Origin of the sequence: Burkholderia sp. Ac-20349, assembly GCF_017104865.1 — a bacterium.
Taxonomy (GTDB): Bacteria; Pseudomonadota; Gammaproteobacteria; order Burkholderiales; family Burkholderiaceae; genus Burkholderia; species Burkholderia aenigmatica.
Genome location: NZ_JAAGPM010000061.1, coordinates 1 through 14,485 on the forward strand (window position 1 = coordinate 1; position 14,485 = coordinate 14,485).

The following is a 14,485-nucleotide window of genomic DNA, read 5'->3' on the forward strand; positions in this document are numbered from 1 at the left end:
CGCGGGCGGCGGTCGCCGGCGCGCAGGCGAATCTCGCGGCCGCGCAGGCGCAGCTCGACGCGGCACGCGCGCTCGGCAGCAAGCTGCCCGTCGACGAAAGCCCGGCGGTCGTGCAGGCGGCCGCGCAGTTCAAGCTCGCGTACCGGAACCTGAAGCGCACGACGATCGTCGCCCCGGTCGACGGCACGATCGGGCAGCGTTCGGTGCAGGTCGGCCAGCAGGTCGGGCCCGGCGTGCCGCTGATGTCGATCGTGCAGCTCAATCAGCTGTGGATCGAGGCGAATTTCAAGGAAGGGCAGATTCGCCACATGCGCATCGGGCAGCCGGTCGAGATCGTGTCGGATCTGTACGGTTCGCGCGTGAGCTATCGCGGCCGCGTACAGGGCTTCTCGGCGGGCACCGGCAGCGCGTTTTCGATGCTGCCGTCGCAGAATGCGGCCGGCAACTGGATCAAGGTCGTGCAGCGCGTGCCGGTCGTGATCGCGATCGAGCCGCGCGATCTCGCCGCGCATCCGCTGCGCGTCGGGCTGTCGATGCGCGCGACGGTCGACACGCACGACCGCAACGGCCACGCGCTCGACAGCGAGCCGCCGACGCCGGCCGTCAGCACGCGCGTGCACGACGGCGTCGCGAGCGAAGCGGAAAGCGCCGCCGCCGCGATCATCCGCGAGAATCAGGGCGGGTAGCGCCTGCCCCAAGGCGGGGGAGGCCGGTCGTCAGGACCGGCCCGCCCGCCGGCGCGTCACGCTGCGGGTGAATGCCGCGTGCGCCACCTTCCCGTCGTTTCCCGCCCGACTTTCGGTTTTCCGCCAGCGATGTCGGCGCCGTTCAAACGCATGTCGCGTTTGAGACATCGGCGCCCCTGCCTCCGGGACTACTCTCGAACAGCACGTTGCGCGTGCGCCGCATGAGCCGGCGCGCCGCGGCGCCATCCAACGAGACATGGAGACAATACGATGAGCAGCAATCGAGGTGTCGTCTATCTTGGGCCGGGCCAGGTCGAAGTTCAGAAAATCGATTATCCGAAGATGGTCGATCCGACCGGCCGTGCGATCGGCCACGGCGTGATCCTGAAAGTGGTCAGTACGAACATCTGCGGTTCCGACCAGCACATGGTGCGCGGCCGCACGACCGCGCCGGTCGGCCTCGTGCTCGGTCACGAGATCACGGGCGAAGTGGTCGAGATCGGCCGCGACGTCGAGACGCTGAAACTCGGCGATCTGGTGTCGGTGCCGTTCAACGTGGCATGCGGCCGCTGTGCGATGTGCAAGGACACGCATACGGGCGTGTGCCTGAACGTGAACCCGTCGCGTGCAGGCGGCGCCTACGGCTACGTCGACATGGGCGGCTGGATCGGCGGCCAGGCCGAGTACGTGCTGGTGCCGTACGCGGATTTCAACCTGCTGAAATTCCCCGATCGCGATCAGGCGATGTCGAAGATCCGCGATCTGACCTGCCTGTCCGACATTCTGCCGACCGGTTATCACGGTGCGGTGAGCGCGGGCGTGAAGCCGGGCTCGACGGTCTATATCGCGGGCGCGGGCCCGGTCGGGATGGCGGCGGCGGCATCGGCGCGCCTGCTCGGCGCGGCGGTGACGATCGTCGGCGACATGAACGCGGAACGCCTCGCGCATGCGCGGGCGATGGGCTTCGAGACGGTCGACCTGTCGAAAGATGCCTCGCTCGGCGAGCAGATCGAGCAGATCCTCGGCGTGCCGGAGATCGACTGCGCGGTCGACTGCGTCGGCTTCGAGGCGCATGGGCACGGCTCGTCGGGCCATTCGGAAGAAGCGCCCGCGACGGTGCTGAACTCGCTGATGGAAATCACGCGGCCGGCCGGCGCGATCGGCATTCCGGGCCTGTACGTGACGGACGATCCGGGCGCGAAGGACAAGGCCGCGCAGCACGGCAGCCTGAGCATCCGCTTCGGCCTTGGCTGGGCGAAGTCGCACTCGTTCTTCACGGGCCAGACGCCGGTGCTGAAGTACAACCGTAACCTGATGCAGGCGATCCTGTTCGACCGGCTGCCGATCGCGAAGATCGTCAACGTCGAAGTGATCTCGCTCGACCAGGCGCCGGAAGGCTACAAGAAGTTCGACGGCGGCGCGCCGCGCAAATTCGTCATCGACCCGCACGGGTTGCTGGCGGCGTAACGCGACCGACCACCACGCGGCAATCGAAGGGGCCGGGGCGCTCAAGCGCCCCGGCCCTTTGTGCGTTCGGGAGGCGTGCGCTCAGCGCCCGCGATAGCACCGGGCGAGCAGCTCGCGCGTAAACGATCGACCGGGCGACGTTCGCCCGGCTCCGTTCACGCGGTGCGCTCCATCGCGGCGTCGTACTGACCGCGGCAGGCCGCACCGTTCAGGCGTGCGCGCAGCAGCAACGCATCCTGCGCGGCGCGTACGTTGGCCGCCTGTCCCTTCCACGCGGCCAGCGGCGGCTCCTGCAGTGCGCGCCCATAGGAAAAGCTCAGCAGCCACGGCCGCCCGGCAATCCGATTCATCGCGTCGAGATGCGCCGTCGCTTCCTCGGGCGTCTGTCCGCCGGACAGGAAGAAGATGCCGGGCACTTCGGCCGGCACGGCGCTGCGCAACAGGCGCACCGTCGCCTCTGCGACTTCGGCGGGGGCCGGCGGTGCGGTGTGCGTGCTGCCCGCGACGACCATGCTCGGCTTGAGCAACATGTGCGCCAGCACGACCCGGTGCCGGTGCAGCGCGTCGAACACGGCGTGCAGCACGGCGTCGGTCACTTGCGCGCAGCGGCCGATCGAATGATCGCCGTCCATCAGCACTTCCGGCTCGACGATCGGCACGACGCCGGCCTCCTGGCAGATCGCCGCATAGCGCGCCAGCGCTTCGGCGTTTGCCTGGATCGCCGCATGGCCCGGCAGCGTGGCGGACACGTTGTACACCGCGCGCCATTTCGCGAACCGCGCGCCTTGCCGCTGGTAGCCGTCGAGGCGCGCCGCAAGGCCATCGAGCCCTTGCGTGATTTCGTCGCCGGGCGCGAGCGCGAGCGGGATCTTGCCCGCGTCGACCTTGATGCCGGGCACGATCTGCTGGCGAGCGGCGAGTTCGGGCAACGGCGTGCCGTCGTCCGCACATTGCCCGAGCGTCTCTTCATACAGGATCACGCCGCTGACGAATTCACCGAGGCCCGGCGTCGACAGCAACAGGGTGCGCCATGCGCGGCGGTTCTCTTCGGTCGATTCGACCGCGATCGTCTTGAAGCGCTTCGCGATGGTCGGCCCGCTTTCGTCGGCCGCCAGCAAGCCTTTGCCATCCTGAACGAGTGCCTGGATCGTCGCCTGGAGTGCGCTCTCGATGCTCATGGAATTCCTCCGCTGAAACCGCCACGCGGCCGTGCCGGCCGCCCGCTGTTCACTTCGTCACATTGTCACGCCGCCTGCCGATTTCATTCTTTGTCGCGCACCGGCCAGAACGCAAGGCGCGTGCCGTGCCTGATTGGCGCGCGCTCGGGTGGCATCGTCCGTGCCAGGGCTGGTGCGTGTGCCATTGCCGCGAGGCCGGCGCACCGATGGTCTGCATCGCGTGTTCGACCGTGGGCGTCCGCGGTCGGCCGTCGTTGAGGCGCACGGATGGAAATCACGCGGCCGGCCGATGCGATCGGCATCCCGGGCCGGTACTGGACGGACGATCCGGGCGCGAAGGACAAGGCCGCGCAGCACGGCAGCCTGAGCCTCCGCTTCGGCCCCGGCTGGGCGAAGTCGCACGCCGCGCGGCCCGGAACGCTGGCGCCCGGCGATCCCGGCCATCCGAAATTGCTGCGATAATCATCGCCCGTTCCCGACCCCACCGCCGCCGTCCGGCGGCACATCCACGGATGGCCAAGTCACTTCCCCTCGCAGCGTTGCACACGTTCGTCGAAGTGGCGCGCTGCGGCAGCATGAAACAGGCGGCCGACCAGCTCTGCATTTCGCCGGGCGCCGTCAGCCAGCATGTCCGCAATCTCGAGGATCGCCTCGCCGTGCGCCTGTTCGAGCGCACCGGCCGCGAACTCGAGCTGACCGGCACGGGCCGTGCGCTGTTCGACCAGCTCGCCGGCGGCTTCAACGAGATCGAGGCCGCGTGGGCGAACGTGCACGGCGCCAATCGGCGTGTCGTCCGTCTCGCGGTGACGACCACCGCCTCCTTCGCGAACACGTGGCTCGTGCAGCGCCTCGGCGGGTTCAATGCCGCGTACCCGGAAATCGAAATCACGGTCGAGACGCGCGGGCAGCTGGTCGACTTGCGTCGCGACTATGTCGACGTCGCGATCCGGCACGGGTTGGGCCGTTATCCCGGACACGCGTCGTTCCGCATCTGGACGCCCGAGCTGTGGCCCGTGTGCAGCCCGCAACTGCTCGATCCCGCCCGTCCGGTCGCCACGCCGGCCGACTGCCTGTCGTACCCGTTGCTGCAGGACGCGGATCGTGCCGACTGGGCGCTGTGGCTGCGCGCGCAAGGGATCGAGGATGCCCGTGCGCCGCGCGGCGCGAGCTTCAGCGAGGATGCGTTGCTGATCAAGGCGGCGGTCGCCGGGCAGGGTATGGCGCTGGTGCGCGACATCTATGCGCGGGACGAAGTCGCGGCCGGCCGGCTGGTACGTGTGCTCGCACGGCCCTGGCCGACCGAACTGTCCTACTACGTCGTGTGCAGCGAAGCGCGCCAGCACGAGTGGAAGATCGCCGCGTTCCGCGACTGGCTCGCGAGCGAGATCGGCAGCAGCGACGACGGCCCGCGCGACCTACTGGCGTGACCCGCGCACGGCGGTGGCCGCGAACCCCTTGAGCTTGCCGGTCGCGAGCGCGGTGCCGAGCAGGATGATTGCGCACCCGGCGACCGTCTGCACCGAAATCGTCTCGTGCAGGAAGATCGCCCCCCATACGACACCGAAGATCGGGATCAGGAACGTGACCGACGCGGCATATTGCGCGCCCGCATGGCGGATCAGCCCGAAATACAGCAGGTAGGCGACGGCCGTGCAGATCGAGCCGAGCAGCACCACCGCGATCCATGCAGACGTGTGAACGGGGCCGTGCGGCCACATCGGCAGCGCGAGCGGCACGAGCGCGACCGCCGCGAACAACTGGCTGCCGAATGCCGACACGAACGGCCTGACGTTCGCCAGCTTGCGCTTCGAGTAATGCGCGGCGAACCCGTACGACAGCGTCGCGAGCATCGCCGCGGCGATCGCGCGCGGTGCGCCGGGCGTGCCGGCACCGACCGCCGAACCGGCGAGCACGACGACGCCGGCAAAGCCCAACGCGAGACCGAGCGCCTGCGGTTTCGTCAGCGGCGCGCGCAGCCACACGTACGCGACGATCGCGGTCCATAGCGGTGTCGTCGCATTCAGGATCGAATCGGTGCCGGCCGACACGAACAGCGCCGCGTAGGTCAGCAGGCAGAACGGCAGCGCCGAGTTCGCGATGCCGACGACGAACAGCGGCACCAGATGCGAGCGGAATTCCTGTCGCGCCTGCGCGTGGCGCAGCACCGGCGACAACAGCACGGCCGCGATCGCGACGCGCAGCGCGATCAGCGGGACGACGCCGAATTCCGGTGCGCCCATGCGCATGAACAGGAAGGACGCGCCCCAGATGGCAGCCAGGGTCACGAGCTGTAGTGCATTCATCGACGACTCCGTTCGGTGGATCGGGCGACCGGCCGGAACGCGATACGCGCCGGCGCGGGCGAATGACCCATTGAACGTCACGCGCGAGTCGCGACGCAAACGAGGTTTTGTGACGGGCGGTTTAGAAAAATGAATCGACGAACACGCATGCACGGACTGCGCATGCGCGCTCAGTGGCCGCGATAGAGCTGCGCGATTTGCGTATTGCTGGCGGTGGCGCGTCGCGCATGCACGGTGTGCACGCTCACGCGGTGGAATGCGCGGGCACGATGCGCGGCACTGCGGCTGGCCTTCCAGTCCGCCAGGCGAACCGTGGCGGTGGGGTGCAACCGGTCGCGGGCACGCATGGCTGGCACAGCTCGCGCGACGGCCGTCCGTCCGGCCGATTCGCCGAGATCCGGGCTGTCCTGCCGGGCGGCCGCCACCTGCGTTCCGTCAGTCGAATGAAACGGATAGACGGGCGCCGGCAAGACCGGCAGCACGGGATCGTTCGACGCGTACGGGCCGGCATCGCTTGCCGTCGCGCCCGATCCATTCGAACCGCGACAGACCGGATCGGCCTTGCAGGTCCGGTCGACCGTCACGTAGCCGCCGACCAGCAGCACGAGCGTCAGGATGCTCAGGATCGGTGCGCTCGATGCGCGCGGCCGCCGGAACGCCGCGTTGCGCAGCGCCCGTGCGACGCGCGACGACCACGTGTGAAAGGAGTGCACCGCATGGGTGGCATGCGAGTCGTCCGAGGCCTGGCGCACCGGGGCGAACGGCCAGTTCCGCTGGCCGCAGACGGGGCAGTGCTCGAGTGCGCGGAAGGCCACGAAGCCGCATTCCCTGCAGCGGCAGCAGGTGGTGCGTCGTGCTTCGGCTCGCGCGTTCAGGATTGCACGCCAGTCGTCGCGCGCGCGGCTTGTCCGGTTGGGCAGGACTCGCATCGCGGGAAGCGGGCGGGTGCCGTCAACGCGGCGAACGTTCGCCGGTCGTCATGATCCGTTCCTGCCAGGCAGCCGGTCGGCCCGTGCCGGAATCCGGCGGAGCGTGCGTCGTCGAGGGTCGTTCGCATGCGGTGCTCATGAGGTTCTCCATGACGTCGGGTGCGCGGAACGCATTCGTCCGTGGCGGCCTACCGCTTCATTCTTGGTCGCAGGCGCGTGAAACGCAAGGCACAACAGGCCGCCGAAATTCGTCAGATCCACGCTAGCCGTCCTGCCGCTGCCGGGCCGCGAGCGTCCCGATGGTCTGCATCGCGTGCTCGACGGCCGGTGTCCACGGCCGGCCGTAATTGAGGCGAAGATAGCGGCGGAATCCGCCGGTCGCGGAAAAGATCGGCCCCGGCGCGATGCTGACGCCGCCTTCCATCGCATCGTCGAACAGATGCATCGCATCCACGCGCGGCGGCAGTTCGATCCACAGGAAATACCCGCCGCGCGGCGCGAATACCTCGGTGCCGGCCGGAAAATACGCGCGCACGGCCGCAAGCATCTGCGCCTGATGCGCGGCGAGATTGCGGCGCAGCTTGCGCAGGAAGCGGTCGTACGCGCCGTCGCGCAGGTAGCTCGAGATCGCCATCTGCGCGGGCACGTCGGCCGCCGGCGCACTCGCGCCTTTTGCCTGACGGATCTGCCGCACGTAGCGTCCGGCCGCGACCCAGCCGATCCGGAACCCGGGCGCGAGGCATTTCGAGAACGAACCGCAATGCAGGACGAGCCCGCTGTCGTCATACAGCTTGGCGGGGCGCGTGGGTGCGGTGCCGAAATGCAGCTCGCCATAGACGTCGTCCTCGATCAACGGCACGTTGCGTGCCGCGAGCAGGTCGATCAGCGCCCGCTTGCGCTCGTCGGTCAGTGTCGCGCCGGTCGGGTTGTGGAACGACGTCATGAACCAGCACGCGCGCACCGGATGCGTGTCGAGTGCCTGCGCGAGTGCGTCGAGGTCGAGGCCCGTGCGCGGGTCGACCGGAATCTCGACGGCCTTCAGGTGCAGGCGCTGCACGGCATGCAGCACCGCATGGAACGCGGGCCGTTCAATCGCGACGATGTCGCCGGGGCGCGTGAGCGCCTGCAGGCTCAGCGTCAGCGCTTCGAGCGCGCCGGTCGTGATGACGATCTCGTCCATCGGCAACGCCGCGCCCGCGTTCAGGTAGCGCAATGCAATCTGGCGACGCAGCGCGTCGTAGCCGGGCGGCAATCCCGAGAGCAGTTTCGTGCGGTCCATGCTGCGCGCCGCCGACGCAACGTAGCGCCACAGGCTGCTCATCGGGAACAGCGAATAGCTGGCGAATGCGGAGCCGAGTGGCACGACGTCGTCGCATTTGAGCGAATCGAGCAGACGCAACAGCGTGTCGTCGCCGCCGATGGGTGCGGCGGCCGGCTTGCGCGGCGGATCGTGGCCGAATCGAAGGTGTTTGTCTTCGAGGTTCGCAACGAAATATCCGGACCGTGCGCGCGCGACGATCAGACCCTCGCTTTCGAGCGCGTAGTACGCGCGAAACACGGTGGACGGGCTGACGCCATACGCACGGCACGCGGCACGCACGGTCGGGATGCGCGCACCGGGGGCCAGATCTCCACGCCGGATCGACTCGGAAATCGTCCGGGCGAGCATCGCATAACGCTTCATGCGTGCCTCAAGTCGAGCAGCTTTGTGCCGAAAAAAGAGTAGCACGGCGCGCGCTGCGCGACAGGCCTCGTTATCCCGTGATCCGCTTGTTTTTCACAGGCTCTGATCCTGTTTTTCGGCGCGACTCGCTGGCATGCTTTCGCCCCTCGAGCAATCTTCGTTCCCGACATTGACCGATACGGAATTCACGCTGTCCGCCGGCTGATCCGTGGCCCGTGCGCCGGTGCGTGCGAGGTCTAGTCAGCGGTGTCATGACCCTAACCGGAAACCTTCAGCGTGAAATCGAACACTCTCGTCGCAGGCCTCGTGGCCGGCCTCGCCCTCAACCTGCTCGGCGGCGCCGCGCAGGCCGCCTGCATCAGCAATCCGCCGACGCAATCCAACGCGACGTTTCCCGCCGCACTGACCGGCAAGCTCGTCTATCACAGCTACGTCAAGTACGGCGACGGCACGAGCCAGCTGTTCCTGTACGACTTCTCGGCCCATACGTTGACGCAACTGAGCAAGAGCGCATGGGGCATCACCGATCCGATGAACGGCGTGTTCAGCCCCGACGGCAAGTGGCTCGCGTTCATGGGCATCAGCAACGGCGCATGGAACGTGTTCATGCTGCAGCTCGGCGCGGGCACGCCGCCGGTCAACCTGACGAACAGCACTGGCGCGACGCGCAACGAAGACCCGAAATTCAGCGCGGACGGCAAGACCCTCGTGTTCAAGCAGAACGGCGACGTCAAGCAGGCGACGCTGTCGTACACGAGCGCGGGCCCGGTCTTCACGTCGGTCGTGAGCCTGACGAATGCGCCGGCCGGCGCCGAATACTCGATGCCGTTCCTCGCGCCGGATGCGAGCGCCGTGTACTACGCGACCGGCACCGGCGCGAACATGGGGCTGATGAAGCGCACGCTCGCGACCGGCGTCACCGCCACGTTCGATCACCCGGCCGGGCTGCAGACGTACTACCCGATCGTGCGTGGGGACGGCATGGTGTTCTATGCACGCTGGAAAGACAGCGGCCAGGCCGACCAGATCTATACGAAGACCGCGGACCCGGCGTCGACGCCGAACGCGTTGCCGATCAACGACTGCGTGAGCAACAACTCGGATCCGGCACCGGTGAGCGGCACGAACTACGTGTTCTTCTCGTCGACGACGGCGGGCGGCTATCAGCTCTACGTCGGTGACGTGACGACCGGCCAGCGCTGGAGCCTGTCGCAGTTCGGCGTGAACGCCGACACGACGAAGGCCAAGCTCGGGTCGAGCTACTACGGCGGCCCGGCTGCCGCGCAGCCGACGCTGCTGTCGCAAGGCCACCCGGCTGCCGCATCGGCGAGCTACAACGCATCGCTCACGCCCGACAAGGCGTTCGACGGCAACACCACGAGCACGCGCTGGGATTCGCCGGAGGGTGCGGGCGTCGATCCGCAATGGATCTCCGTGGATCTCGGTGCGACGAAGACGATCAACAGCATCGATCTCTACTGGGACGCGGGCGCGCTCGTCTACCAGATCCAGGTGTCGAACGACAACGCGAACTGGACGACGATCTACTCGACGAACAACGGCGTGTCCTACGGCCACGTGACGCTGCCGAACCTGAACGGGCATGGGCGCTACGTGCGGATGTATGGCACGAAGCGCGCGACTCAGTGGGGTTATTCGCTCGACGAAATGCAGGTGTGGGGATCGTAAGCGCAAAGAAAAAAGCGACCGTCGAGGTCGCTTTTTTCATGGGTCAATCGCGGTGAGGCTCACGCATGCAGCACATGCGCGGGGAATGCCGGGCCGGCGCTCGCCGCACCCTGCGCAAGCGGCGCGACCTGCTTGCGGCGCTCGCGGGTCGGCGCGACGCCGAACGCGTCGCGATAGCTCTTGCTGAAATGGCACGCCGACTGGAAGCCGCATGCCATCGTGATGTGCATGATCGACATGTCGGTCTGCAGCAGCAGTTCGCGCGCGCGGCGCAGCCGCAGCGTCAGGTAGTAGTGCGTCGGCGTCATCCCGAGGTGTTCGCGGAACAGGCGCTGCAGTTGCCGCTGCGACATGTTCGCGAGCCGCGCGAGCTCCTCACGCGACAGCGGCTCCTCGATGTTGTTTTCCATCAGCGAGATCACTTCGAACAGCGACTTGTTCGCGGAGCCGAGGCGCGCGACGAGCGGCATGCGTTGCTGCGCGCTCGTGTCGCGCACGTGTTCGACGATGAACTGCTCGGCGATCTGCGTGACGCGCGCGGTGCCCACGCGCGCGGCGATCAGGTTCAGCATCATGTCGAGCGGCGCGACGCCGCCGGTGCACGTGATGCGGTCGCGGTCGATCACGAACAGTTCCTTCAGGAAGCGCGTGTCCGGAAACTCTTCCTTCAGCGCCGACATGTTTTCCCAGTGGATCGCGCATGCGTAGCCCGCGAGCAGCCCCGACTTGGCGAGTGCATAGGTGCCCGTGCACAGGCTGCCGAGCGGGATGCCCGAGCGCGCGAAGCGGCGCAGCGTCGACAGATGGGCGGGCGTGGTCGCGCGCTGCACGTCGACGCCGCCGCACACGAACACGATGTCCGGTTGCCCCACGCATTCGGCCGGGCCCGTGTCGACCGTCAGGCCGTTGCTCGCGGTGACCGGGCCGCCGTCCGGGCTGATGACCGACCAGCGGTAGAGCGGTTGGCCGCTCAGGTAGTTCGCCATCCGAAGCACCTCGATCGCATTGGTGAACGCGATCATCGTGAAATTCGGTAATGGCATGAACGCGAAGTGGGACAGCGACGCTGTGCGGTCGGGCGACATGGGGAGCGTTCCTTGAATCTCTAATAGCTATACGCCCGGGAGGCACGGATCGGGCTGCGGTATTGTGTGAGCCAGCGCAACAAGCGTGCCATACGGCTAAACCCTAGCTCCATACGTTGTATGGCTGAAAGCGGCATGCTGCACTGCACCGTATTCGTGACGCGTTGCACCCCGACCGGGCGGCAATCGCACCGCCGGCGTGCCTGTTCATAGGTGAACGACAGGAGGCGGTTTGCTTGGTCATCCGAAAAAGCACGACCGGTCACTTGTATAAAACGGACGCGGATGGCGGAAAAGGCAAAGAACGCGTCTAAATTCATCAATCCGCCGAAAATCCGAACGACAAGAATAGAGCCGTCGGCAGCCTTGTACGGGACGAGCGGGAAACCCAGGCAGGGCGGGCCTTGAGCTTCGGTTTCAGCCCCTTATTCTTCGTCACGGACGCACTATGTCGAACACCCAGCCTTTCTTCTCGCAGCCCCTGGCCGAGCGCGACGCGCCGGTGCGCAGCGCCATCCTGAAGGAACTCGAGCGTCAGCAGTCGCAGGTCGAGCTGATCGCGTCGGAAAACATCGTGTCGCGTGCGGTGCTGGAGGCACAAGGCTCGGTGCTGACCAACAAGTATGCGGAAGGCTATCCCGGCAAGCGCTACTACGGCGGCTGCGAGTTCGCGGACGAAGTCGAGGCGCTGGCGATCGAACGCGTGAAGCAGATCTTCAACGCCGGCTATGCGAACGTGCAGCCGCACTCGGGCGCGCAGGCGAACGGCTCGGTGATGCTCGCGCTGGCCAAGCCGGGCGACACGGTGCTCGGCATGTCGCTCGACGCGGGCGGCCACCTGACGCACGGCGCGAAGCCGGCGCTGTCGGGCAAGTGGTTCAACGCCGTGCAGTACGGCGTGAACCGCGACACGATGCTGATCGACTACGACCAGGTCGAAGCGCTCGCGCACGAACACAAGCCGAACCTGATCATCGCCGGCTTCTCGGCGTACCCGCGTGCACTCGACTTCGCGCGCTTCCGCGCGATCGCCGACAGCGTCGGCGCGAAGCTGATGGTCGACATGGCGCACATCGCCGGCGTGATCGCCGCGGGCCGCCACGCGAACCCGGTCGAGCATGCGCACGTCGTCACGTCGACCACCCACAAGACGCTGCGCGGCCCGCGCGGCGGCTTCGTGCTGACCAACGACGAGGACATCGCGAAGAAGATCAACTCGGCCGTGTTCCCCGGCCTGCAGGGCGGCCCGCTGATGCACGTGATCGCCGGCAAGGCCGTCGCGTTCGGCGAAGTGCTGCATGCGGACTTCAAGACCTACATCGACAACGTGCTCGCGAACGCGCAGGCGCTCGGCGAAGTGCTGAAGGCCGGCGGCGTCGATCTTGTCACGGGCGGCACCGACAACCACCTGCTGCTGGTCGACCTGCGCCCGAAGGGCCTGAAGGGTGCACCGGTCGAGCAGGCGCTCGAACGCGCGGGCATCACCTGCAACAAGAACGGCATTCCGTTCGACACCGAGAAGCCGACCGTCACGTCAGGCATCCGCCTCGGCACGCCGGCCGGCACGACGCGCGGCTTCGGCGTCGCGGAATTCCGCGAGGTGGGCCGCCTGATCCTGGAAGTGTTCGACGCGCTGCGCGCGAACCCGGAAGGCGACCACGCGACCGAACAGCGCGTGCGCCGCGAGATCTTCGCGTTGTGCGAACGCTTCCCGATCTATTGATCCCACCGACCCGACAATACTGGAGCAACACATGAGCACGCTGCATCAAGACAGCATCATCATCGACGGGCTGAACATCTCGAAGTTCGAGAAGCCGGTGTTCGAAGACATGCGCAAGGGTGGCATCACCGCCGCGAACTGTACGGTGTCGGTGTGGGAGAACTTCACGAAGACCGTCGACAACATCGGCGTGATGAAGAAGAAGATCCGCGACAACGGCGAGCTGCTGACGCTGGTGCGCACGACGGAAGACATCTTCCGCGCGAAGAAGGAAAACAAGACGGGCGTGATCCTCGGCTTCCAGAACGCGCATGCGTTCGAGGACAACCTCGGCTACATCGAAGCGTTCGCCGACATGGGCGTGCGCGTCGTGCAGCTCTGCTACAACACGCAGAACCTGGTCGGCACCGGTTGCTACGAGCGTGACGGCGGGCTGTCTGACTTCGGCCGCGAAGTGATCACCGAGATGAACCGCGTCGGGATCATGGTCGACCTGTCGCACGTGGGCGGCAACACGTCGTCGGAAGCGATCGCGTTCTCGAAGAAGCCGGTGTGCTACTCGCACTGCCTGCCGTCGGGCCTGAAGGAGCATCCGCGCAACAAGAGCGACGAGCAACTGAAGGAGATCGCCGATGCAGGCGGCTTCGTCGGCGTGACGATGTTCGCGCCGTTCCTGAAGCGCGGGATCGAAGCGAACATCGACGACTACATCGAGGCGATCGAATACGTCGTGAACCTGATCGGCGAAGACGCGGTCGGCATCGGCACGGATTTCACGCAGGATTTCGCGAAGGAATTCTTCGACATGCTGACGCACGACAAGGGCCGCTATCGCCAGTTGACGAACTTCGGCAAGGTGATCAACCCGGACGGCATCCGCACGATCGGCGAATTCCCGAACCTGACCGCGGCGATGGAACGCCACGGCTGGAAGGAGTCGCGTATCCGCAAGATCATGGGCGAGAACTGGGTGCGCGTGTTCAAGGACGTGTGGGGCGCATAAGCGCCGCGAACGCCGAACCCCCGCCAGCGATTCAACATTAAAAAAATCGGGACGTGCCCGCGCAAGCCGCGCGGGCGCGCGGACGATGTCGCGCCTGCGCACTGAGCCGCGCGGCCACTTTCCTCACGGAGTCACACGATGCAACCGCAACTGCCGATCAACGTCGATCCCGATACCGGCGTCTGGACCACCGACGCGCTGCCGATGCTGTACGTGCCGCGCCACTTCTTCACGAACAACCATGTCGCCGTCGAGGAAGCGCTCGGCGTCGAAGCGTATGCCGAGATCCTCTACAAGGCCGGCTACAAGTCCGCGTACCACTGGTGCGACAAGGAAGCGAAGCTGCACGGCCTGACCGGCATGGCCGTGTTCGAGCACTACCTGAAGCGCCTGTCGCAGCGCGGCTGGGGGCTGTTCTCGATCATCGAGGCCGACCCGGCCAGCGCGCGCGCGAAGATCGAGCTGCGCCACTCGTCGTTCGTGCTCCAGCAGCCGGGCAAGGAAGGCAAGCTCTGCTACATGTTCGCGGGCTGGTTTGCCGGCGCGATGGACTGGGTCAACGACACGACGCCGGACGGCAAGGGCGCACCGCGTGCGCAATCGAAGGAAGTGCAGTGCGCGGCCGAGCATCACGACCACTGCGTCTTCGAAGTGTCGCCGATCGCGCACTGACGCCTTGACGCACTGATTCACCGAAACAGAACAACACCCGCAACACGAGACATTCGAACGCCAGAG

At 66.9% G+C, this 14,485-nt stretch carries 12 protein-coding genes and 1 pseudogene; 8 read left to right on the forward strand and 5 right to left on the reverse strand.

Features of this window, described 5'->3' with window-relative positions:
* Together G3N61_RS20450 and fdhA are read left to right on the forward strand one after the other, a co-directional pair.
* On the forward strand, window positions 1-686 hold a 686-nt coding region (locus G3N61_RS20450; protein WP_205823431.1), incomplete at its 5' end, for an HlyD family efflux transporter periplasmic adaptor subunit.
* Between the two features lie 270 nt (window positions 687-956).
* Window positions 957-2,153 carry a formaldehyde dehydrogenase, glutathione-independent gene (gene fdhA / locus G3N61_RS20455; protein WP_043180475.1) on the forward strand — a complete coding sequence of 399 codons (1,197 nt, stop codon included), beginning with the start codon at window positions 957-959 and terminating at the stop codon, window positions 2,151-2,153.
* A gap of 155 nt (window positions 2,154-2,308) precedes the next feature.
* On the opposite strand, the gene G3N61_RS20460 is transcribed toward fdhA, so the two are convergent.
* Window positions 2,309-3,331, reverse strand: coding sequence for a class I fructose-bisphosphate aldolase (locus tag G3N61_RS20460; protein ID WP_205823432.1), 1,023 nt, complete (start codon window positions 3,329-3,331; stop codon window positions 2,309-2,311).
* Window positions 3,332-3,592: 261 nt separating this feature from the next.
* Here G3N61_RS20460 and G3N61_RS20465 point away from each other — a divergent pair.
* A pseudogene (locus G3N61_RS20465) lies at window positions 3,593-3,736 on the forward strand (formaldehyde dehydrogenase, glutathione-independent); the annotation flags it as partial.
* A gap of 107 nt (window positions 3,737-3,843) precedes the next feature.
* Window positions 3,844-4,758, forward strand: a complete 915-nt coding sequence (locus G3N61_RS20470) for a LysR substrate-binding domain-containing protein (protein ID WP_043180468.1) — start codon at window positions 3,844-3,846, stop codon at window positions 4,756-4,758.
* On the opposite strand, the gene G3N61_RS20475 is transcribed toward G3N61_RS20470, so the two are convergent.
* The 3 genes from G3N61_RS20475 to G3N61_RS20485 form a co-directional block, all read right to left on the reverse strand.
* On the reverse strand, window positions 4,747-5,634 hold the full coding sequence (locus G3N61_RS20475) for a DMT family transporter (RefSeq protein WP_043180466.1): 888 nt from the start codon (window positions 5,632-5,634) through the stop codon (window positions 4,747-4,749). The two genes, G3N61_RS20470 and G3N61_RS20475, sit on opposite strands and share 12 nt — an antisense overlap.
* 170 nt (window positions 5,635-5,804) lie before the next feature.
* Window positions 5,805-6,563 carry a hypothetical protein gene (locus G3N61_RS20480; RefSeq protein ID WP_205823433.1) on the reverse strand — a complete coding sequence of 253 codons (759 nt, stop codon included), beginning with the start codon at window positions 6,561-6,563 and terminating at the stop codon, window positions 5,805-5,807.
* A 262-nt stretch (window positions 6,564-6,825) separates the two neighbouring features.
* The gene (locus tag G3N61_RS20485) at window positions 6,826-8,247 is read right to left on the reverse strand and encodes a PLP-dependent aminotransferase family protein (protein ID WP_205823434.1); all 1,422 of its coding nucleotides are present in this window, start codon (window positions 8,245-8,247) and stop codon (window positions 6,826-6,828) included.
* A gap of 276 nt (window positions 8,248-8,523) precedes the next feature.
* Between G3N61_RS20485 and G3N61_RS20490 the strand changes: the two genes are divergently transcribed.
* On the forward strand, window positions 8,524-9,936 hold the full coding sequence (locus tag G3N61_RS20490) for a discoidin domain-containing protein (RefSeq protein WP_089452003.1): 1,413 nt from the start codon (window positions 8,524-8,526) through the stop codon (window positions 9,934-9,936).
* A 59-nt stretch (window positions 9,937-9,995) separates the two neighbouring features.
* Here the strand turns inward: G3N61_RS20490 and G3N61_RS20495 are convergent, their stop codons facing one another.
* The gene (locus G3N61_RS20495; protein WP_059642370.1) at window positions 9,996-11,021 is read right to left on the reverse strand and encodes a GlxA family transcriptional regulator; all 1,026 of its coding nucleotides are present in this window, start codon (window positions 11,019-11,021) and stop codon (window positions 9,996-9,998) included.
* A gap of 448 nt (window positions 11,022-11,469) precedes the next feature.
* On the opposite strand from G3N61_RS20495, the gene G3N61_RS20500 reads away from it, so the two are divergent.
* From G3N61_RS20500 to G3N61_RS20510, 3 genes are all read left to right on the forward strand, one after another.
* Window positions 11,470-12,744 carry a serine hydroxymethyltransferase gene (locus G3N61_RS20500; protein ID WP_043180455.1) on the forward strand — a complete coding sequence of 425 codons (1,275 nt, stop codon included), beginning with the start codon at window positions 11,470-11,472 and terminating at the stop codon, window positions 12,742-12,744.
* A gap of 31 nt (window positions 12,745-12,775) precedes the next feature.
* Complete coding sequence (locus G3N61_RS20505; RefSeq protein ID WP_043180452.1) at window positions 12,776-13,747, forward strand: dipeptidase; 972 nt, start codon at window positions 12,776-12,778, stop codon at window positions 13,745-13,747.
* A gap of 138 nt (window positions 13,748-13,885) precedes the next feature.
* Window positions 13,886-14,419, forward strand: a complete 534-nt coding sequence (locus G3N61_RS20510) for a DUF5943 domain-containing protein (protein WP_205823435.1) — start codon at window positions 13,886-13,888, stop codon at window positions 14,417-14,419.
* Window positions 14,420-14,485 lie beyond the last annotated feature (66 nt).

What these genes read in the sequence shown, in the direction of transcription:
- G3N61_RS20475 (WP_043180466.1), bottom strand. Translation starts at nt 5,634, where the DNA reads ATGAATGCACTACAGCTCGTGACCCTGGCTGCCATCTGGGGCGCGTCC.
- fdhA (WP_043180475.1), top strand. Translation starts at nt 957, where the DNA reads ATGAGCAGCAATCGAGGTGTCGTCTATCTTGGGCCGGGCCAGGTCGAA.
- G3N61_RS20500 (WP_043180455.1), top strand. Translation starts at nt 11,470, where the DNA reads ATGTCGAACACCCAGCCTTTCTTCTCGCAGCCCCTGGCCGAGCGCGAC.
- G3N61_RS20470 (WP_043180468.1), top strand. Translation starts at nt 3,844, where the DNA reads ATGGCCAAGTCACTTCCCCTCGCAGCGTTGCACACGTTCGTCGAAGTG.
- G3N61_RS20510 (WP_205823435.1), top strand. Translation starts at nt 13,886, where the DNA reads ATGCAACCGCAACTGCCGATCAACGTCGATCCCGATACCGGCGTCTGG.
- G3N61_RS20485 (WP_205823434.1), bottom strand. Translation starts at nt 8,247, where the DNA reads ATGAAGCGTTATGCGATGCTCGCCCGGACGATTTCCGAGTCGATCCGG.
- G3N61_RS20460 (WP_205823432.1), bottom strand. Translation starts at nt 3,331, where the DNA reads ATGAGCATCGAGAGCGCACTCCAGGCGACGATCCAGGCACTCGTTCAG.
- G3N61_RS20505 (WP_043180452.1), top strand. Translation starts at nt 12,776, where the DNA reads ATGAGCACGCTGCATCAAGACAGCATCATCATCGACGGGCTGAACATC.
- G3N61_RS20480 (WP_205823433.1), bottom strand. Translation starts at nt 6,563, where the DNA reads ATGCGAGTCCTGCCCAACCGGACAAGCCGCGCGCGCGACGACTGGCGT.
- G3N61_RS20495 (WP_059642370.1), bottom strand. Translation starts at nt 11,021, where the DNA reads ATGTCGCCCGACCGCACAGCGTCGCTGTCCCACTTCGCGTTCATGCCA.